The organism is uncultured Salinisphaera sp., from assembly GCF_964012375.1.
Classification (GTDB): Bacteria; Pseudomonadota; Gammaproteobacteria; order Nevskiales; family Salinisphaeraceae; genus Salinisphaera.
In genome coordinates this window covers 1-20,466 of record NZ_CAXGSH010000074.1, presented here as the reverse complement: position 1 = coordinate 20,466, position 20,466 = coordinate 1, and the positions used below count along the sequence as shown (strand labels likewise).

At 62.8% G+C, this 20,466-nt stretch carries 16 protein-coding genes; 4 read left to right on the top strand and 12 right to left on the bottom strand.

Annotated elements, in window-relative coordinates; genetic code table 11:
- The 3 genes from ABNU97_RS12945 to ABNU97_RS12935 form a co-directional block, all read right to left on the bottom strand.
- Window positions 1-1,952, bottom strand: a 1,952-nt coding sequence (locus ABNU97_RS12945; protein ID WP_348767114.1) for a mechanosensitive ion channel domain-containing protein, incomplete at its 3' end; no start/stop codon positions are given.
- A 492-nt stretch (window positions 1,953-2,444) separates the two neighbouring features.
- Complete coding sequence (locus ABNU97_RS12940) at window positions 2,445-5,183, bottom strand: endonuclease/exonuclease/phosphatase family protein (protein WP_348767113.1); 2,739 nt, start codon at window positions 5,181-5,183, stop codon at window positions 2,445-2,447.
- A complete protein-coding gene (locus ABNU97_RS12935) occupies window positions 5,080-5,583 on the bottom strand; it encodes a hypothetical protein (protein ID WP_348767112.1) in 504 nt (167 codons plus the stop codon). Before ABNU97_RS12935 ends, ABNU97_RS12940 begins: the two co-directional genes overlap by 104 nt.
- A 110-nt stretch (window positions 5,584-5,693) precedes the next feature.
- On the opposite strand from ABNU97_RS12935, the gene ABNU97_RS12930 reads away from it, so the two are divergent.
- A complete protein-coding gene (locus ABNU97_RS12930) occupies window positions 5,694-6,920 on the top strand; it encodes a hypothetical protein (RefSeq protein WP_348767111.1) in 1,227 nt (408 codons plus the stop codon).
- An 84-nt stretch (window positions 6,921-7,004) separates the two neighbouring features.
- Here ABNU97_RS12930 and ABNU97_RS12925 read toward each other — a convergent pair whose 3' ends face one another.
- The 3 genes from ABNU97_RS12925 to glnT form a co-directional block, all read right to left on the bottom strand.
- A complete protein-coding gene (locus ABNU97_RS12925) occupies window positions 7,005-7,622 on the bottom strand; it encodes a TetR family transcriptional regulator (RefSeq protein WP_348767110.1) in 618 nt (205 codons plus the stop codon).
- 94 nt (window positions 7,623-7,716) lie between these two features.
- Entirely contained in the window at window positions 7,717-8,790 is a 1,074-nt protein-coding gene (locus ABNU97_RS12920; protein WP_348767109.1) for a putative urea ABC transporter substrate-binding protein, read from the bottom strand.
- A gap of 40 nt (window positions 8,791-8,830) precedes the next feature.
- Entirely contained in the window at window positions 8,831-10,189 is a 1,359-nt protein-coding gene (glnT, locus tag ABNU97_RS12915; protein WP_348767108.1) for a type III glutamate--ammonia ligase, read from the bottom strand.
- Window positions 10,190-10,347: 158 nt separating this feature from the next.
- Between glnT and ABNU97_RS12910 the strand changes: the two genes are divergently transcribed.
- Complete coding sequence (locus ABNU97_RS12910) at window positions 10,348-11,370, top strand: alpha/beta fold hydrolase (protein WP_348767107.1); 1,023 nt, start codon at window positions 10,348-10,350, stop codon at window positions 11,368-11,370.
- A gap of 1 nt (window position 11,371) precedes the next feature.
- Here the strand turns inward: ABNU97_RS12910 and ABNU97_RS12905 are convergent, their stop codons facing one another.
- From ABNU97_RS12905 to tadA, 4 genes are all read right to left on the bottom strand, one after another.
- Window positions 11,372-12,670 carry a DUF2254 domain-containing protein gene (locus ABNU97_RS12905; RefSeq protein ID WP_348767106.1) on the bottom strand — a complete coding sequence of 433 codons (1,299 nt, stop codon included), beginning with the start codon at window positions 12,668-12,670 and terminating at the stop codon, window positions 11,372-11,374.
- A gap of 130 nt (window positions 12,671-12,800) precedes the next feature.
- Window positions 12,801-14,063 carry an aminotransferase class III-fold pyridoxal phosphate-dependent enzyme gene (locus ABNU97_RS12900; protein ID WP_348767105.1) on the bottom strand — a complete coding sequence of 421 codons (1,263 nt, stop codon included), beginning with the start codon at window positions 14,061-14,063 and terminating at the stop codon, window positions 12,801-12,803.
- A 116-nt stretch (window positions 14,064-14,179) separates the two neighbouring features.
- Window positions 14,180-15,328, bottom strand: a complete 1,149-nt coding sequence (locus tag ABNU97_RS12895; protein WP_348767104.1) for an isocitrate/isopropylmalate family dehydrogenase — start codon at window positions 15,326-15,328, stop codon at window positions 14,180-14,182.
- A 62-nt stretch (window positions 15,329-15,390) separates the two neighbouring features.
- On the bottom strand, window positions 15,391-15,846 hold the full coding sequence (gene tadA / locus ABNU97_RS12890) for a tRNA adenosine(34) deaminase TadA (protein ID WP_348767103.1): 456 nt from the start codon (window positions 15,844-15,846) through the stop codon (window positions 15,391-15,393).
- 466 nt (window positions 15,847-16,312) lie between these two features.
- Between tadA and ABNU97_RS12885 the strand changes: the two genes are divergently transcribed.
- Both ABNU97_RS12885 and ABNU97_RS12880 read left to right on the top strand, forming a co-directional pair.
- The gene (locus ABNU97_RS12885) at window positions 16,313-17,479 is read left to right on the top strand and encodes a porin (protein WP_348767102.1); all 1,167 of its coding nucleotides are present in this window, start codon (window positions 16,313-16,315) and stop codon (window positions 17,477-17,479) included.
- An 18-nt stretch (window positions 17,480-17,497) separates the two neighbouring features.
- A complete protein-coding gene (locus ABNU97_RS12880) occupies window positions 17,498-17,950 on the top strand; it encodes a hypothetical protein (RefSeq protein ID WP_348767101.1) in 453 nt (150 codons plus the stop codon).
- A gap of 146 nt (window positions 17,951-18,096) precedes the next feature.
- Here the strand turns inward: ABNU97_RS12880 and ABNU97_RS12875 are convergent, their stop codons facing one another.
- Window positions 18,097-20,109, bottom strand: a complete 2,013-nt coding sequence (locus tag ABNU97_RS12875; RefSeq protein WP_348767100.1) for a TRAP transporter permease — start codon at window positions 20,107-20,109, stop codon at window positions 18,097-18,099.
- A gap of 108 nt (window positions 20,110-20,217) precedes the next feature.
- A partial coding sequence (locus ABNU97_RS12870) for a TAXI family TRAP transporter solute-binding subunit (RefSeq protein ID WP_348767099.1) occupies window positions 20,218-20,466 on the bottom strand: 249 nt, incomplete at its 5' end.

The following is a 20,466-nucleotide window of genomic DNA, read 5'->3' as shown; positions in this document are numbered from 1 at the left end:
TACACGGCGTTGTCGATATCCTCGCGATAGCCGATGCCGTACTCGGTACGGAAGTAGGCAAAGTCACGCTGGTAGTTGGTGACCGTGCTCGCCGACGAGAACGGCACGATATGGTAGGAACCGTCCAGATCGCGAATACCCACCGACCGGATGGTGAGTCGTTCCGCGGTACCCGTGATACCGCCCACGGTCACCACGTCGCCGGTGTTCATTGCGTTTTCCAGCTGAATGAACACGCCGGTAATGATGTCCTGTACCAGCTTCTGGGCACCGAAACCGATGGCCAGGCCGAGAACACCGGCACCTGCGATCAGCGGCCCGATATCCACCCCGATCTGGGATAGCGAGATCATCAGCGTCATGGTGATGATCACGATCGCGAGCGCGTTGCGGAACAGCTCCAGCAGCGTTTCCTGACGCGCGCTGGGCTTGCCGGTGCCGGTATTCGGGTTGAGCCGGTGCTCGATGATGCTCGCGGCGATCAGCCACAACAGCGCTGCCGCAAGCAGAACGATGGCCACCCGCGTGAGTGTCGATACCGTGCGCAGACCCACGTCGGAGGCCAGCCATGCGCCGAGATCGAACAGGTCCCAGGCGTTGGCCACGACCAGCGCGAAGGCGACCAGGATCAGTACCCGAATGACCTTGAGCGCTGTCGGCACGTAGGAATTCACCCGTGCCTCGAGCATGGGCAGCTTGCTGCGCACGTTGTCCGAGAAGGTCAGGCGCTTGCCGATCGCCTTCGACAGCAGCCCGGAAATACCCAGGGCCACCGCGGCCGCCACCAGCGTTTCGAGCGTGGCCGAAAGCATGAACGGCAGCGCATTGGTCGGGTCGACCTGGCTGGAAACGAACAGGGTGGTGAAATAGGCCACGGCCAGAATCACCCACAGCTTCGACATGAGTCGGAACAGCACCCCGAAGAAACCGATCGACGCATTTTCCGACATGCGTTCCAGGCGCTCGTTGAACAACTGGCGGTTCTTGAAGATAACGGCCAGCGCATAGATATACGCGCCGCCCATCAGCAAAAAGCTCACCACCGCGCCCAGGAAGAACGACAGCTGGACGTTGATGATCGGCACCAGCACCAGCAGGCCGTAGCCGATAATGCCCACGAACCAGCGCAGCCGAATGCTCCACCAGTGGGCCACGGTGCTGGGAATGTTGATCAGCCGCAGACTGTCGTAGCGCGCCGCGAACACCGCGCGAATGGCGACCTTGGTGAGCTCGACAAGCGCGAACGCGTTAATGAACAGCGACTCACGGGTACCGATACTGCCTGCTTCGCCAAAGGCATAGAGCCCGGCGAGATAGCCCGCGCCGCAGGCCAGTAGCACTACGGCGATATCCACGATCACGGCCAGTACGATCGCCGTGCCGCGCCGAATGAGTACACCCGCGCCGGTTTCGGCGCGTTGGGAAAAGCGGCCGATGGCCGAAAACAGGGTGCCGGCCAGAAACCGAAGCACGAAGAACGAGGCCACGGTCGCAACCGCGACCAGGGCAAAGGTCGTCAGTGCGGTCACGAACGCCGACATATCGAATTCCGGCCCAGGGCCGCGGTCTTCGTCCAGCGAGGTCAGCATCGTCCAGGTTGCCGATACCCGCTCGCCGATGACTTCTGCCCAGGCCGCGGTGGTCTGGGCAAACTGGCGGGCAAAGGAGACACGCTCTTCGCTGGCAGCGGCCTGCTCGGCGCCGGCCCCGTCGCCGGCTTTGCCCAGTGCCGGGTCATCGCCTGTCTCGGGCGGCGCCGGCAGCGGGCTATCCGCGTTCTCGCCCTCGCCGGCCTGCGCGGCCTGACGCAGCTGATCGACAATCTTAGCGCGGGATTCGTCGTTTTCGAGCAGATCCGCAAGCTGGGTTAGCGGCAGCACCTCGCTGGCGTTGTCGCCGCTCGGCGCGTCGCTCTGCTGGGCCAGCGCCTGCGGCGCAATGACGGTCGCCATCAGAGCAAAAAACAGAACCAATATTCGCAGGGCGTCCGACGCGGACCGCGAAACACCAACTCGATTCATAAGATGTCTTTCCTTGGCAGGAACAGCAGGACGTAATGGCCGTTACCGCAGTCGAAAGCGCGCCAGCCAGCCTTAATTCACGGCGTATAATGAATGCAGCGGCTGCATGTGACAAATGACATTGTTCGCCGTAGCGCGTCGAGCAGCCTCGCCGGACGCGCCGGTTCGAGCGAGCCAGCGCAAGCGGAAAAGGCGTCGTTTCTGCGCTCGGAGCGATTCGCCGCCCGATCCGCTCGAGCCGAAATCTGGGAATACGAGCCCATCCGGATAGCCAGCGCAGCAAGCGAATAACGTCGGGCCGCCGCGTTCGATGCGCATAGCGCAGCGCCCGTTTCGCCCATCGCGCTCGCCACGCAGCCTACGAAAAACATCCGCAAGCGAGGACGATATACGCCCGCGCGTTCTCTGGTGCCTGGCCGTGCGCTATGTCCTGCGGCGTTGGCGCCAGATCAGGGTCAGGAGCGATGCGAGGAGCAACAACGGTAGCCCCGCATCGCGACCGTTGCCAAGCGTACAGCCACCGCTCGAGCCGTCGCTGTTGACCTGGGCCGGCGTCTCGTCATCGTTGCCACCATCGCCGCTGCCGCTATCGGTGTCGCTGTCGTCGTTTTGCGATTCGTCTTCGCTCACGTCGAAACTGGCCACGATCGGATCGTGGTCGCTGACCTGGTCGGCGAATTCAGCGTTAACGTGGGCGACCTGAACACTGGCCCCGGCGGCCAGCGCCGGGGTGACAAAGAAGTGATCCAGCGCCTGCGAGTTGCCCTCGAACACATAGCTGTAGCGCGCGGTCGCGTCGAGTTTATCCAGCAGGTCCGATACCACCGCGGCCGATTCATTGGCACCGGTGAGCACCTGCATCGGCGCCAGGAAGCCAAACTCGTTGAAGTCGCCGAGCAGCCCGATGCGCGCATCCGGCACCGCGGCCAGTGCCTCGTCGACGAAGGCGTTGACCACCGCGGCCTGCGCGCTGCGCTGGTCCGCGGACCCGTTTTCGTAGGGCTGGAGGGCGCCAAACAGCGGCGAACTGCCGCCCTTGGAGGCGAAGTGGTTGTTGACCAGCAGCACGCGCTGGCCGCCGAAATCGAACAGCGCGGCGACCGGCTTGCGGCTGTCTTTGAAGGCCGGATCGTTGGGCTGAACCCGCCCCGGGTTGAGCGTTAGCGTGAGTTGGCCTTCGTTGTCGGCCGAAACCCGGGTCGCGGTGGTGGCGTCGCCGGCGCCCTCGCTACCCTCGACCAGACTCACGCGGCTGGGATCGTAGAGATAGGCCACCCGAATATTGCCGCCCGGCTGGCCGCCGTCGGCCAACGGCTCGGGCACGACCTCGGTATAGGCATAGCGCGGACCGCCGGCTGCCGCGATGGCATCGGCCAGGCGCTGCAGCGTCTGATCGGCGGCGACGATCAGGTCGGCAGTCGACCCACCTTCTGGTGCCGAGCTGCCGGCAGAGCCGTCGTTGTCCTGCACTTCCTGCAGGCCAATGATGTCCGGCGAACCCAGTCGTTCGACGATCTGGTCCGCGATGGCCTCGAACTTGCCGTCGGCAACATCGGTATCGCCGTCTTCGTCGTTGGGGTCGAGGTTTTCGACGTTGTAGCCGGCCACGCTGAGCGTATCGCCACGGGCGAGCACGCCCACGCCGCTACGGTTGAGATTGGAAGGCTGCGGTGCGGCAAGCGTGGTGGGCAGTATTTCGAAGTAGCCGAAGCCGTAACCCAGCACCCCCACCACCTGGGTGAACAACGCCCCGGTATCCACCACCGGCATGTCGCCGTCGAGCAGCGTATCGTCGATCTGGATGCGTTCGGGGTTGTAGTCCACGCCCTCACCACGCTCGACCAGGGTAATACCGCCGCGGGCGTTGATGCCGGTCGCGTTCGCGCCGGCGTCTGGCACCACGAATATTTCGCCGAATCCGCTCGTCGGCCCAACCGCCATGGCCTGATTCACGCGTACGCGCATACCTTCCAGGCTTTCGTAGAAATCGAGGCCGTCTTCGTCCGGATCGAATACCGTGGTATCGCTGGTGGCGACATTGCCGTTGGTGTCGTTATCGATGATCTGCGTGGGCGCCTGACGACCGCCCTGGCCGATAGTCACGGCCATGATCTCGGTCGTATTGAAAACCGAGGTCGGATCGGCGAGAAGGCGGGTACTGCCATCGTCGCCGGTCACAATCTGGGTCGTCGGCAGATTATTGCTCTGCACCCCGCCGGGATAGAATTCGGTCACCTCGCCGGCGACTTCCACCACGTCGCCCACCGCGACCGGCGCACCGTCGCGCCGCGTGGGTTCGCCACCGGTGAACACCAGGAGCGCATCGCTGGTGGCATCCTTACCGTCGCCGTCCGGGTCCTGCAGATAGAAGCTGTTGCGGGTGACCGCAGTGACAACGCCCGGCACGCCGGCGACCGCATTACCGCGCTGCGGCGATAAATGGCCCGCGCCCTGAATATCGTAGATACGCAGGCCGGTGAGCGCGTTGTCCGGAATGCCGTCGCCGTTGTCGGGCATGCCGGTAGAAGGCGTACTGCCGGTGGCCGCATTCGGCGTCGGCGCGGCCGCCACGAACGTGCTCGTATCGCGGCCGGTACCGCTGCTGTCCGGGCTGCGCTGCAGCGACTCGTTGTCCTTGTTGCCGTTAACGTCTTCATCCAGCTGCGGCGCCCCGTCGGCCAGCAATACGGCCAGCTCGGGATCGTCGCTGTCGCCGGTACCATAGACCACGGCATCGATCAGATTATCGGTAGTCACCGGCGTGCCGTTGGGGAAATCCGCCGCCTCGCCCGCGTACAACGCGACGGCATCCTGACCGTTCTGCAGGCCGTTGCCGGCGAATACGGTGCCTACCCCCGGTAAGCCCGAATTGCCCAGCAGGTAATAACCGTCGCTTGAAGTGACCGTGCCGTCGAGATCGAAGGCGGCATAGCTCTGGTCGTTGCTGCCGTTGTAGAAGACCAGCACCAGACCATCCAGCGCCGTATTGCCGACGCCGCCGTCGGTCAATTCGACGAACTCGGCGCTATCGGTACCGGGCGTATCGGCATCGATTTCATTAATGAGAATCGAAGGCTGCGCAAAAGCGCCGGTTGCAATCGAAGCGCAGACGGCGGCGCTCAGAAGAGCAAGCGCGCGCAGCGAGGAAATAGAGCGTGGCATGAATTTCCCGTTCAATAATCGATCCACTGAGCATGCCTGCAACAGATGTCAGTTTGCGGTCGTCGATATCGCCGAGTGATGACAGCGTTGGCGTTACCTGTGCCGGCACCGAGCTGGCGTTGTGAGCCCGGCCCAGAAATAGACCATTCAATAAAGGGTCTTTCAAATGGATGACCGACCCCGGGAAGGCATGCGCGCCAATGCCAACGGCCGTGACGGCGTTAAAACAGCCGACGCAGTCCCATGTTTTGGTGCCGTATCGATAAAGCCGGCTGCAAACAACCGTCTTGACGGCGAGCGCGGGCCACGCGCAACGCTTGACGCCCCTCGGCCAACGTCCTAGATTTTTACAGATAAAAATATTAGAACGATAAAACGGAGGATGACATGCAAACCGCATGGAAAAAATTTCTTTCCGCTTTTGAATGGTTTGGCGCGCGCCGCCACGGTATTCGACGTGGGCTTGCCGGCTTGCTGCTACCGTCGCTTGTACTGGCCTGCGCCGCTGCCATGGCGACCGATGACCCCGCGCGCAAACATATTGATAACCCGTTTTCCGGCCTCGCATCGAGCCCGAACGTCGATGAACAGATGTTCTTCGTCGTCAAAGACGTCCGCCCGGAAGCATTCAGCTGGTTCTGGAATAACTTGAGCCAGCGCTCATTGCGGCGCGCCAACCGCCAGTCGCGCGATTTCGAGTGGATCGATGCCCCGGCCCAGCCGAACGAACTGGGCTACGAAAGCCGGGCGTCCTTCAAACAATCCATCTGGCTCGATGGTCGCCGACGCAGCGTCACGTCTCGCTATCGCTCGCCCGACAGCGCGCGCGGCCGGGTCGACCCCAGCAACTACCTCGGCGATCGGCCATTCAGCTTTCTGGCAATGACCGTGACCATCGACGACGGCGCGCCGATCGACGTGCTGCTGCGCTACCAGCCGGTCGGGGACACCCTGACCGATACGGCGTTTTCGCTGGAGCTGACCACCGCGGGCGATACAAAGCTCGCCCACGCATACGGCCTGTGGCTGCGCCGATTGCTCGAAGGCACAGGCAGCTTCCTGACCAACCGCTTTGATCGCAAGTTCTACGATGACGTCGTGCTAACGCGCGGCAGCGTCGAAGTCACGCCGATCGATTTTTCGAGCCTGACGTTTCGGGTGATCGTGAATCAGCAGATCAAGGGCATCACGCCCGACATGCTCGCCTGGTGGTGGGACCATATCGACAATCTGGCCCGCTACCGGCTATGGCAGCCGATCGACCACGACCGCTTCGAGTGGGAAGTCGCGCCACGCGAGCGCGACCTGCAATACGATATCGGCGCGGTTCAGATCGTGCGCGAGTTCATCGGCAATGCGCTGATCACGCTGCGCATCGAAGGCGTCGACCCCGAGGTTTCACCCGCCCCCGTCCCCATCGAACAGCCGCGCCCCTATTTCTTCAACTCCCTGGCCGAGCCACAGGGCTTCCAGCAGGTCCAGGGCGTTTCGCTGCCCGTCGACATACCGCTGTCGCCTGCCCCCTTTCCCGCGAACAAGCTGATCCACCAGTGGCGCTGGAACGATGCCCACGACGGCGTCATCCTCGATACGGTCTTCACCATCTTCGCCGGCGTACTGATTCCACAGCCAAGCTTCGGCGAAGACCTGGGCCGTCATGCGCTACGCGAATTTCAGACCATGCCCTACTTCCTGCCGCGTCTGTATCGCAGCGAGTGGCTGGGGTTGACACCCTAGCGCTGCGCGCAGAAACAGCCCGCAATCGGCGGGCCGGGTATGACGCCGGAAGTGGAACGCCGCGGCCAGGTGGATCGGATGCGGCTAATCGGCGCTCATGGACAGCGACGCCATGCATTTGCGGTGGAAGTAGTCCTTCTGCTGTCGTAGCGAAAACAGCCGTGGCGAGAACAGCCAGGTCTGGGTCACGCCCATGAGGAAGGTGTAGGTCTGCAGCGCCAGCGCCGGCGCGGGGTCACCTGCCGGCAGCGCGTTCTGCTCACGGGCCTCGGCAATCAGCGTTTCAAACAGGGCGATGATCGAACGGGTGAGCTCGCGCTCGCGGCGCACGGTACGGGCCATGCGCTGGGTGAGCTCGGTCTTGTTCATGAGGATTTCGAACGACTGGCGATGGCGTTTGTCTTCGACCAGCAGATCGAACCAGCCTCCAATAAAGGCGCTCATACGCGCAACCGGGTCGGGCGTATCGGCGCGCGCGGCATCGACAAGCCGCTGTAGCGGCGTCTGCGAATAGGCAATGACGGCCTCGAACAGCTCGTCCTTGTTCTTGAAATGCCAGTAGATCGGACCGCGGCTCATCCCGGCGTCCTTGGCGATCATGGCCAGTGTCGTGCCCGAATAGCCGTACTGGCTGAACAGCCGCAGGCCCGCATCGATCACTTTGAGCCGGGTCTGTTCGGCCTGTTCGGGAGTACGTCTCATCGTATTATGATCGACAGTGCGGACGACGCGCGCAAGACGGGCGATCGGCTACTCTTCCGACCGCCCGACTGACTCGCCGCCAACCGGCCCTGTTCTAGAGCGCGTCGTCGGCCGCCATCTGCATATAGCTGGTATCAAAGCGCAGATTGACGTTGTTCTCGTCGCCGAGAACACGGCCACCCGGGAATTCGATGCCCACGAAATCGGCGCTTGCCGCGCCCTCACCCAGCAGGCCTTTTTCGAACGAGAACTGGCGCACGCTATCCATCGCCTCGTAAGCCTGATCGCTGGAGATGAATTCGATGGCAGCATCCGGCGTGTAGAACATCTTCATGCCGTCGAGCTGGGCTTCGTAGCCGGCGCGATCGGTGCCGGAGGCTTCACCCAGATAGGCGCGCACCTCGCGGCCCTTGGCGGTATCCGCACCGAGGTCGGTCATCATTTCGTACCAGGCGCCCACCAGGGCCTTGCCCAGCGCCGGGTTGGCTTCAAGCGTGTCGGTGTTCACCAGCGTCAGATCCTTGATATGACCCGGAATCTGGCTGGAGTCGAAAATTGCGTGCGAGCCGGGGGTTTCGGCGACCGTGCTCAGCAGCGGATTCCAGGTCACCACCGTGCGCACGGTATTGCCTTGAAACGCCGCCACGATATCGGCGTCCGAAGTATTGACCAGGTTGACGTCCGGTTCGGACAGGCCGTTCTCTTCCAGCGCGCGCGCCAGCAGATAATGCGATACCGACAGCTGCACCAGATTGATCGTCTTGCCTTCGAGCTCGGCGACCGACTTGGCGTCCTTGGAGACGATGCCGTCATTGCCGTTGGAATAGTCACCCACGATCAGGGCCGTGGTATCCACGCCGGAAGCCGCAGGGATCGACAAGGCATCCATGCTGGTGGCCACCACGCCATCGAACTGCCCGGTGGTGTACTGGTTGATGGACTCAATATAGTCGTTGATCTGTACGATTTCGACGTCGATACCGTATTTATCCGCCCATTTGTCCATAATCCCGGAGGTCTTCACATAGTCCCAGGGAATCCAGCCGGCATAGATGGTCCAGGCGATTCGAAACGAATCGCGTTTTTCGGCGGCTTGGGCGCTACCCAAGCTCGCGGCCGTCAGTGCGATCGCGACAAGCGCGAGCGTTAGAGATTTTTTCAAGTGCATCGGTACGGTCTCCCGGATTAGAAAATTAGACGAACACGGCCTAGAACAACTTCAGATAACGCTCGATCTCCCAGTTCGATACGGCGGTGTGATAGCTCTCCCACTCGCTGCGTTTGAAATCGACATAGGCATCGAACATGCGGTCGCCAAAGACCGCACGTGCCAGCGGGTCGGCCTCGAAATCGGTAATCGCTTCTCCGAGCGTGCGCGGCAGCATGGTCACGCCCATGTCGTCGATCTCGGCATCGCTGTAGCGATACATGTTTTCGCGATGCGGCTCGCCGGCATCCATGGCGTTCTCGATGCCTTCGAGCCCGGCTGCCAGCACCAGCGCAGCCCCGAGATAGGGATTACATGCAATATCCGCCGCACGGCATTCCACGCGCGAGCCCACGCCGGGGATGCGAATCATGTTGGTACGGTTGTTGTTGCCGTAGCAGGCAAACACCGGCGCCCAGGTCGAGCCCGACATGCTGCCCTGGCGAACCAGCCGCTTGTAGCTGTTGACCGTGGGCGCGATCACCGCGCTGATGGCACGCGCGTGCTTGAGCACGCCGGCAATGAACTGATAACCAAGTTCCGATACGCCACAGCCGTACGGGTCGCCCTTGTCAGGCGCAAACAGGTTCTCGCCGGTCTCGGCATCGGCCAGCGACATGTTGTAGTGCGCCCCGCTGCCGGTCTTGTCGGAATACGGCTTGGGCATGAAGCTCGCGAAGGCGCCGTGCTTGCGGGCGATTTCGTTGGCCATCATGCGAAAGAACACGAAGCGATCCGACATGGTCAGCGCATCGGCGAACTTGAAATCGGTCTCGAACTGGCCGTTGGCGTCTTCGTGGTCGAAGGAATAGACGTCCCAGCCGAGGCCGTTCATGGCGTCGACAAGTTCATCGATGATCGGCAGGTTGTCGATCAGACCGCGCGGGTCGTAGCAGGGCTTGGCCAGCGAATCGCGTTCGCTCAGCGGCGCGAAGCCGCCGTCTTCGGTTTCCCGAAACAAAAAGAACTCGGTTTCGATGCCGAGATTGAAAGTGAATCCCATCGCCCGGGCGCGGTCCAGCTGTCGCTTTAGAATGCTGCGCGAGCAGGCTTCGAACGGCGCGCCGTCCAGGTGCAGATCGCCGGCAAACCACGCCAGGCGTGTATCCCAGGGGCAGACCGTGGCCGACGCCGGGTCCGGCATTGCCGCCACTTCGTTATCGGAAATATCCTGTGGCACGCCGTCCAGCGCCGCGCCCGTATACAACTCGCTGCCCGCGAACATGTTGTCCAGATGGTCGAGCGGCACGAACTTGCCTTTGACACAGCCATGGATATCTACATAGCTGGCCATCGCGTACTTCACGCCCTGTTCTGCAAGACTCGCCTGCAGCGAGGCCGTGTCCACCCTATTAGTCATCGAATCAATCCTTGGTTTGTCTGTAGAACGGGCAGTACGAGACTGCCGACCATCCAGCGCAGCATCGCCGCGCTCACCAAAGCACTTACAATATACATGCCAGCCTGTATATTTAATCGATAACCAGCTTCAACGATTCTCGACGCGGTACGCATAAAATGCAGCCAGAACAATGGCATGAAGACAGCTTCCCACTCGGCGATTTTGTGCTCGACAGCGGCACGGTGCTGCGCGATGCTCGCCTCGCCTATCACAGCCGCGGCACGCTAAATAGCGCCGCCGATAACCTCGTGGTGCTGCCAACGCACTATGGCGGTGCGATGCAGGCCAACCATCGCTGGGCCGACAGCCCGCATAGCCCGCTGGCCGGTGCCGACTACTGCATTCTGGTGCCGGCGCTGTTCGGCAACGGCGAATCGTCTTCCCCTAGCAACGCCGGCCCAGGCCAGGGCGATTCAGCCTTTCCGCAGGTCACCCTGGCCGATAACGTGCGCGCCCAGCGGCGGCTGATCGAGGCACAGTTCGACGACGCCTGCCCCCGGCTTGTCGCCGGCTGGTCGATGGGCGGCATGCAGGCACTGCAATGGGGCGCACTGTATCCGCAGCGCGTAGGTGCGTTGCTGGCGATATGTGCCACGGCGAGATGCTATCCGCATAACGCACTGTTCCTGGACGGGATCAAGGCAGCGCTGGAAGCCGACCCGGCCCTTGCCGCCGGCGGCTTTCCGGAGCGCGGGCTGCGGGCCTTCGCCCGCGTGTATGCGGGCTGGGCCTATTCGCAGCGTTTCTTTCGCCACGGTAGTTATCGCGGGCTCGGCTTCGACAGCGTCGCGGACCTGGTCGCACACTGGGAGGCCGATCATCTGCGCGCTCACCCCTACGACCTGCTGGCCATGCTCGATACCTGGCAGCAGGGCGATATCGCCCGCATGCCGGGCTTTGCCGGCGATACGACCGCCGCACTCAAGCGCATTAGCGCGCCCACCATCGCCATGCCATGCGCTAGCGACCTGTACTTCACCGCAGAAGATGCCGCGGCCGACGTCGCCCAGATCGCGGCCGGGACTTGCCGCGTTCTGGCATCGGATTACGGCCACTGCGCCGGCGGGCCGGGTTACGAGGCGCAATCAATGCAGGCGATTTTCGCGGCCATGCGGACCCTGCTCGAGCCCGGCGCCTGATTCAGGCGGGCTGTCGCAAGGCCTCCAGGGCGCGCTCGAATTCGCGCTCGATATCGTCGATATCGTGGCGCTCCTGCAGCGCGCTATGCGCCGCATCGCGCACGACCTGGGCATGACGTCGCAGCGCGGCGCGGTCGGGCTCCCGATGGGCGAGTGCGCTCATGCGAGCCAGAATGCGCAGCATTTGTCGGCTGGCCAGGACGCTGCCCCGGCCGTAGTTGCGGATCGGCGTGAAGGCAGCGTCTAACGCCGCTTCGAAATCAGGCAGGCGCAGTAGAAACCGCGACCTGTCATCGTCGCCATGCAGCGGCGACGGCACCGGCCGACGGGCCACTTCGGCCAGCGACGCACCCAGCCGATTGATACAGTCCACCGCCGTATAGGGGTTGTTCAACGCCGGCGACAGCGCCCGTACCGCAATTTCTGCCACCTGGTTGATCGCGAACAGTAAATCACGGTCGCTCATGCGGCTGTCGCCGATCAGGTATTCGCCGGCGATCTTCTGTGTCAGCGCCTCGGGCGATTCGCTCTGGCTGCCCTGCCAACGGGCGATAGGTGCACCGGCCAGTACATAATCGCCGTAGCCGACGACCGATTCGATCGCGATTTCGTATTTGCGGGCGATCGCGACAACGCCGTCAAGCCCTACCGACTGAACATAGCCGGCCCGGGGCGCATGAACCCACACGCCGTTCGATACGGTGAATCGCTCATCGGCCGGCGTCGGCATGCGCTCCGGATAGAGCCGATCAATGACGTCGTCGAGTTCGACCGCCACCGCTTCCAGCACCTGCGGAGCGGCGATCAGCTGCGCCATATGATGGGCGAAATAAATAAGCGTACAGCTGGCGAACAACGACAGCGCAAAGCCAACGGTGACCGAGAGTGCGGGCACGAACTGGTTGGCCGGGTCGTTACCCACCATATGAAACACGAGCATGCAGTACACGAACGTGCTCAGAAAGATGCCCAGCACCGTCTGGTTGGCGCGGTCGCGCATGAAGCTGCGAATGAGCCGATGACCGAACTGGCTGGTCGCCAGCGTCAATACCAGCATGAGCGTGGAAAACACGACCGTGGCGATCGCCACCATCGCACCGGTCAATGTCTGCAGCAGATAGACCGCGTTCTCGACGCCGCCGGAATACAGCATCTTGGTCAGCCATGCTGCGGCAACGTCGCTGCGATCCAGGCCGAGCGTAATGCTGAACAGCAGAACGCCCACCAGCATCATCACGCTCGGTAGAAACCAGAAACTGGAGCGGGCCAGCTCCATGAACTCGGCTAGACGGATACGCATCGATCAGCGCTCGAAAACAAAACGCGCATTGTAGCCAGACCGCCGGCCTGTCGGGCCAACGCCGCGCCCACAAAAAAGGGCCGCTGTGCGAACACAGCGGCCCTTCTCGTAGCCGGCGAAGCCGACGCGATCAGCTGCTTGCTTCGACCGCCTTGGCAAAGATATCCACGCCTTCGTCGACCTGTTCACGCGTGACCACCAGCGGCGGCAGGAAACGCACCACCTGCTTGCCGGGGCCGCAGCGCAGCAACAACAGGCCGTGCTTTTCGCATTCCTTGGCGATCTTTTCGGCACGGGCGCCGTCGGGCTTGCCATCCTTGTGGAATTCCACGCCTACCATCAGGCCCTTGCCGCGTACGTCGCCGATGCATTCATGCTTGTCGGCCAGCTGTTCCAGGCGCTCCTTGAGATGCGCCCCCTGGGCACCGGCGTTATCCACCAGGCCTTCTTCCTCGATCACGTCAAGCGTGGCAAGCGCGGCCGCACAGGCCACCACGTTGCCGCCGTAGGTACCGCCCTGCGAGCCGGGCAGGCCCTTTTCCATGATCTTGCGCGGCGCGGCACAGGCCGACAGCGGGAAGCCGCTGGCCAGGCCCTTCGCGGTGACCACGATATCGGGTTCCACGTCGTAGTGGCTGTGCGACCAGAACTTGCCGGTACGGCCATAGCCGGCCTGTACTTCGTCGGCACCCAGCAGCATGCCGTGCTTGTCGCAGCGCTCGCGCAGGCCCTGCATGAAGCGGGTGTTGGCCGGGACGAAGCCGCCCTCACCCTGGATCGGCTCGATGAGCATGCCGGCGGTATCGTTTGGCGAGCTGATCGTCTGCAGGATGTAGTCCAGCTCCTGCAGGCAGAAATCGGTGGCCTGATCTTCCGACCAGCCGTAGCGGAACGCGTTCGGGAACGGTGCCACGACAACGCCGCCCATGATCGGCTGCAGGCCGGCGGTGTACGCCGTACCGGAGGTGGTCATCGAAGCCGAGCCCATGGTGCGGCCATGAAAACCGCCGTGGAAGACGACGATGTTGGGCCGACCCGTGGCATGACGCATCAGGCGCATGGCCGACTCGGCCGCTTCCGTGCCGGCACTGGCATAGAAGATGGAATCGATATCGCCGGGCATCTTGTCGGCCAGACGGGCCGACAGATCCTGAATCGGCTTGTGCAGAATGGTGGTGTACTGGCCGTGGATGAGCTTGCCCACCTGTTCCTGCGCGGCGGCGACCACCTTGGGGTGGCAATGACCGGTACTGGTCACGCCGATGCCGGCGGTGAAGTCCAGATAGCGCTTGCCGTCGGTATCGAACAGGTAGCAGCCTTCGCCGCGATCGACATGGACGTCGGTAGCCTGCTTGAGCAGGGGCGATAGATTGCTCTTGTTGCTTCCTAGCATGACGGCACTCCTGGATGGCCTTGTTGTACTGTGCGCGCGAGCCTAGACCGGATCGAAACGAGTTTCAACGATCGCGCCGGGCCCGCTGCAGGATCAGTTTGTAAACGTTGGAAAAGCTAAAGTACGTCGACGATCGCGTCGCCGGTTTCGATCGTGCCGCGGCGTTCGCGCCCGTGTTCGGCCAGGTCGGCGGCCACCACTTCACGCAGGCGCTTGCCGGCCCGGTCGGCGGCCGGATCCTCGACCCCCATCCACTCCAGCATCATGGCAGTGGTGAGCAGCATCGCGGTGGGCCCGGCCAGATTCTTGCCGGCGATATCCGGCGCGCTGCCGTGCGTGGGCTCGAACATGGGCGGACGCGTACGATCCGACGGGTTGATGTTCGACGACGGCGATACGCCCATGCCGCCGTTCAGCACGGCCGCCAGATCGGTGAGGATATCGCCGAACAGATTCGAGGCCACCACGACGTCGAATGCCCAGGGGTGGCTGACGAACTTCATGCAGGCGGCATCCACCAGTTCGTGGTGGGTGGCCACGTCCGGGTAGTCCTTGGCGATCTCGGCGAACATGTCGGTCCACATGTCGCCCCAGAAGCGCTGCGCGTTGCGCTTGGTGATCATGCAGACCTGACTGGCCTTATCGTCGCGGCCAAAGCTGCGCTCGCGGCCTTCAGCGGCACGTTCGGCCGCCCTGACCCTTGCCTGTTCGAAGGCATGGCGAATAATTCGATCGGTCGCGCGATGGGTGAAAAGTGCGACCTGCGTGGCGATCTCGTTCTCGGTGCCCACCGCAAGCCGCCCGCCCTGATTTACGTACTCGCCTTCGCTGTTTTCGCGAATCACGAGCATGTCGATATCGTTTGCACGCGGATCGGCGAGATACTGGGGCGCCCCCGCCATTGGCCGGCACGGACGCTCGCAGCACCACTGGTCGAAGCCCTTGCGGATTTCCAGCAGCGGCGAGAGCGATACCGCATCCGAGAGCAGATAGCGATTCGGATCGTCGCTCGGGCCGGGGTCGCCAAGCGCGCCCAGAAGAATGGCGTCGAACTTTTCCAGACGTTCGAGATAATCGGCCGGCGCGCTTTCGCCATGTTTTTCATGCCAGGCGTGCGACGGCCATTCGAACGTTTCGTAGTCGATCGACAGTTCCGGGTCGCCTGCCACCAGGGCGTCAATCGCCCGCGTGGCCTGGGCGATCACTTCCGGGCCGATACCGTCGCCGGGCAGCACCGCGACGCGCCATGTCTTTTTGGTGTTCATGGCTGCAGGCTACCACTGACCTGCATGCATACGCATCGGTTTGCCGGGCAAAACGCGGGTTTTCACTTCTGTGCGCGCCTCGCCCGGAAAAAACCACGCAGAAGCGCCGCACTCTCTTCGGCCAATACTCCACCGTCATGCGCCACCCGGTGGTTGAGTCGCGGCTCGTCGAATACCGAAAAAATCGAGTGGACCGCCCCGGCACGAAAGTCGTCGGCGCCGTAGACTACCCGCGCGATGCGCGCATGCCCGATCGCCCCGGCACACATGGCACAGGGTTCGAGCGTCACATACAGGGTCGCACCAGGCAGACGGTAATTGCCCGCTGATCGACAGGCCGCGCGAAGCGCCTGGATCTCGGCATGGGCCGTCGCGTCGTCGCTGGTGATGGGGCAGTTCCAGCCCTCACCGAGAATCGCGCCGTCACGAACCACGACCGCGCCAACCGGCACCTCGCCCTCGGTCTCGGCCCGGCGCGCCAGCTCGAGCGCGCGCCGCATCCAGTGCATATCGTCCATATGTGTTTATCGCAATCGCCGGAGCGACATTCTAGAGCCTGTCGCCACAGGCTGCGCCGGCATGCGCTGCCAAACCGACCATACGGTAGCCAGCATTACCACCCAATTTGAGTATGGGCATGGCTAATCTGGAGGACTAACGTCTAATATATGCGCCCTCATCGGCGCGCTACCTTGCTCGCCTCATCATCTAAAGCACATTAAATATTGGGCACAACTCATTGTCAGCGATGAGCATTCGTCGAGTCCGCCGGGGTAACTGGACTCGTTGATGCACTGCCAAACCATGGTCGAGCGCTGGCGCTCGTTCGATGACATGCCATTGGGGATATCCGAGCACTGTACTTTTCAGAACACACGGTCGGACAGCGCCGCCTGTCCACGTTCGTGCTTGCTGGAGGTGCGTTGTCGTACAGGTTTGCCCGAGATCGTGCCTGCCGATCACTAACCGCTCGGGGAGAGCATCATGAAGACCCTGCACTCACGCTACCTGCTGCCATCGGCCCTGTCGGCCGCGACCGTATTCGCGTTCACCGGTCCGGCCCACGCCTTCGAATTCAAGGTATCCGGCCAGGTCGACCGGGCCGCGATCGCGGCCGATAACGGCGAAGATCGCGATATCGGCTTTGTTGATAACGTCGGCTCCAACAGCCGTTTCCGTTTTACCGGCGAGCAGGATCTGGAGAACGGCTACAACATCGGCTTCGCCTACGAGATTGCGCTCAACGAGAACCCGTCCACCTCTTTCGACGTCAACAACGGCGGCGGCAGCGAAGACGACTTCCTCGACAACCGTCTGGCCAATGTCTATGTGGAAGGCGATTTCGGTCGCTTCACGTTCGGCAAGCTCGACGGTGCGGCCAACGGCTCCTCGGAGCTCAACTACAGCGGCACCATGTATCTGGGCGGCGGCCAGGGCATTTCCATGTATGCCGGCGGCATCAGCTTCCTCGACGATGAAGGCCGCGTGGTCACCAATCTTTCCGGGGCCTCCAACCACTTCGACGGCATCTCGCGCCAGAACGGCGTGCGCTACGACACGCCCAGCCTCGGCGGTGCGGTGCTGTCGGCCACCCTGGACAACGGCCATGCCTATGAACTGGCCGCCCGCTACGAAAGCGCGTTCGGCGACGGCGGCAAGGCCGGCTTCGTGCTCACACATCTCGATACGCAAGACCAGGATTTCGATATCGAGCCCGATGGCACCGTCAACGACAACAGCCCGCGCTTTCAGGAAAGTGGCGGCACCGGCTCGCTGCTGCTGCCCTCCGGCCTGACCTTCACCGCCTCGTTCAAGCAGCGCGACTACAATGAGCCGGGGCGCGCCACGGCCGAAAACTACTTCGGCGGCGTGGGCTATGTGCAGGACAAGCATCACTTCGAAGTCAGCTATATGCAGACCAACGACCTGGCCGGCGATGGCAGCACCGCGCGCAGCTACGGCCTGGCCTACGTCTATGACGTGATCGACAGCGTCGAACTGTTCGCCTCCTATCATCACCTCACGCTCGACGATGCCGAATACAGCTACACGAGCACGGATGCCACCGGCACCGACACCACCATCTCGGCAACCGGTGACGCTCAGGATCTTGATATTCTGTTCGTCGGCACCCGCCTGAAATTCCTCTAGAACCGAGTCGAAGACCGTATGCAGCACTCTCTGAAAATCGCGGCCTCCGGTCTTTGCGTTGCCGTGTGCAGCCTGCTTGTCGCAGGCTGCGCCGGCACCGGCGTAGGCGAACCCGTGAACTATGAACGCCTGCCGGGTTCGGGCGACAAGATGGCCGACGGCCCGGGGCTGATGAGCCCGGCACGTGGCGATGATTACGACGACGGTGTTCGCGTCTACTCGGACGATGCCTCCAAGCCGGCGTTGATCAACCGCGATTCGCGCAGCCGACAGACCGCCCGGCCCGATGAGGCGGCCCCGGCTTCCAGCACGGCAACGGCGCCCTCGGCCGCCCAGCAGCAGGAATTCGCCGACTACGAGGAATACCAGCGCTTCCGGAACATGCCCAAGGATTCGCCGGAATACCAGCGCTTCAAGGACTGGCAGGAATGGAAGCAGTACCAGCAGTGGAAGGACAGCCAGCAGCGCTAGTCCGCGCTCACCTGTCGTAGTAGAGAACGGGTCGATCGATTCCGCGGGCATTCTCGATGTCGCGGGTCGATCGACCCTTTTTTATCCGTCCCGCACCGGGCGCGGCCGTTCCGTACAGCCCCGAATCCGCTAAAAGCGCGGCGCCATCACGAAACCGAAGCGGGTTGCCGCGCCGCACGCATGTGGTGGAACAGGCCGACCGCCATGAGCAGGCCGATTCCGGCGATATCGGTCCATGAGCCGGGTTTGAGCATGAGCAAGGCGCCGGCAAGCATGATCAGTCGCTCGTACCAGGTCATGCGGATCCGGAAATAGCCCTGGGTAGCGGCAACGAAGCCGAGCATGCCCACCAGGGCCGTGGCGATCACCCACGCCGCGTAGTACCAGTTGCTCACGTTGTAGAGCAGCAACTCCGGATTGAAGAAGAACATGAAGGGCAGAATCGCCGTTCGCAGGTCGTAGATGAAGCCCTGTACGCCGGTAGCGATCGGGTCGGCCCGGGAAATGGCGGCGGCCGCATAGGCAGCCAGGCCCACCGGCGGTGTGTCGTCGGCAAGAATGCCGAAATAGAACACGAACAGATGCACGGCCACCAGCGGCACGTCCATGCCCGCAGCGGCCGCCAGGCTGGATATCACCGGCGCGACGAGCGCGGCCATGACGATATAGTTGGCGGTCGTCGGCAGGCCGATACCCAGAATCAGCGAGGTGATCGCCGACAGGATCAGCACGATCCAGATGTTGCCGCCCGAGAGCACGTCCAGTACCTGGGTCAGGCCATAGCCCAGGTTGGTCATGGTGACCATGCCCACGATGATGCCGGCCGCGGCGGTGGCCACGGCAATGGTGGTCATGTTGCGTGCGCCCAGTTCCAGGCCGGCCACGATCGAGCGCAGCCCTTGCCACAGCCCGCCGGCCAGCCCGGCCTCGCCCCGCACGCCCTTGACGGTCTCCTGCACGAGAATCAGGCCTGCCAGAACCACGGTCGCGTTGAGCGCGCTGCGCTCCGGGGTGAGGTTGGCCCACATGAGTTCGTAGAGCAGAAACGCCACCGGAATCAGGTAGTGCACGCCCTTGATGAAGGTCGGCCAGAAAGGCGGCAGTTCGGCGCGAGGCAGGCCTTCCAGGCCGAGCTTGAGCGCTTCCAGATGCACGACATAAAGCAGGCCGAGATAGGTCAGCACCGCTGGCACCAGCGCATAGATGATGAGCTGTGAATACGGCACGTCGATAAAGGTGGCCATGATGAAGGCCGCCGCGCCCATGATCGGCGGCATCAGCTGGCCATTGACCGACGCCGCCACCTCGGTAGCCCCGGCCTTGACCGGCGGATACCCCACCCGTTTCATCAGCGGGATGGTGAAGGTGCCGGTGGTGACCGTATTCGCGGTCGACGAGCCCGAGATCACGCCGGTGAGCAGGCTGGCCACCACCGAAGCCTTGGCCGGGCCGCCGCGAAACGTGCCCAGGCCGCTGTAGGCCAGGTCCACGAAATACTGCCCTGCCCCGGCCTTGTCCAGCAGCGCGCCGAAAAGCACGAACAGGAACACGAACGTCGCCGATACCTGGATCGGCGTGCCCCAGATCCCTTCGGTGGTGATATAGAGCTGCTGGATAATTTCCGACCACTGATAGCCGTTGTGCAGATAGATCACGTCGGGCGGGGTGAGCGGGATGAGTCCCGCCGGGCCGGTCACCCCGTAGAGCACCACAATCGCGGCGATCACCGGCAGGGCAAAGCCCAGCAGCCGCACCGAGGCAATCACCAGAAACGCCATCAGCGCGGTGCCGACCCAGACATCGCGCGGCTCGGGCAGCCCGCCCTGAATCATCACGATGTTGTAGTAGTTGAACAGGATGTAGAGCGCGCTGGCCACGCTGGCGGCGGCCAACAGCCAGTCGTACCAGGGAATGCGATCGACCACGCCGCCCTTGCGCGGATATGCCAGAAACGCCAGCGCAAAGCCGAAGGCCAGATGAATCGAGCCGATCTTCTGCGGATTGAGCGTGCCGAAATAGCTGGCATAGAGCTGAAACAGGCTCCACGCCACGGCAATGACCACCAGCAGCCAGCGCTGCCAGTTCGCTGTGGGCTCGCGGCCGCCGTACTCGCTCGCCTTGACGATACCCTCGGCTTCTCGTGCCACGTGTTCGCTCATCGATCTATCCCGCCATGAAAACAACGTGCCGGCGTCGGCCGGCCAAACGAACGAACCCCAGCCGCAGGGGCCGGGGTTCGATGGTTGCGCTGCGCTAACTGCCCTGGATCAGGACGCCGGCATCAGGCTTTCCTTCACGTCGATATTCTGTTCGGTGAAGAACTTCACCGCGCCCTTATGCAGCGGAATGGACATGCCTTCGAGGGCCGTGTCGAGCGTGAAGTATTTCTTGAGGTTCGGATTCGCGATGTCGTTGTAGAAGGCGTCCTTCTTGTCATGAAACACGGTGTTCATGAACTGATAGATCGCGTCTTCCGATACGTTGGACGAGGTCACGAGCATGGCCTTGAGCGTGAC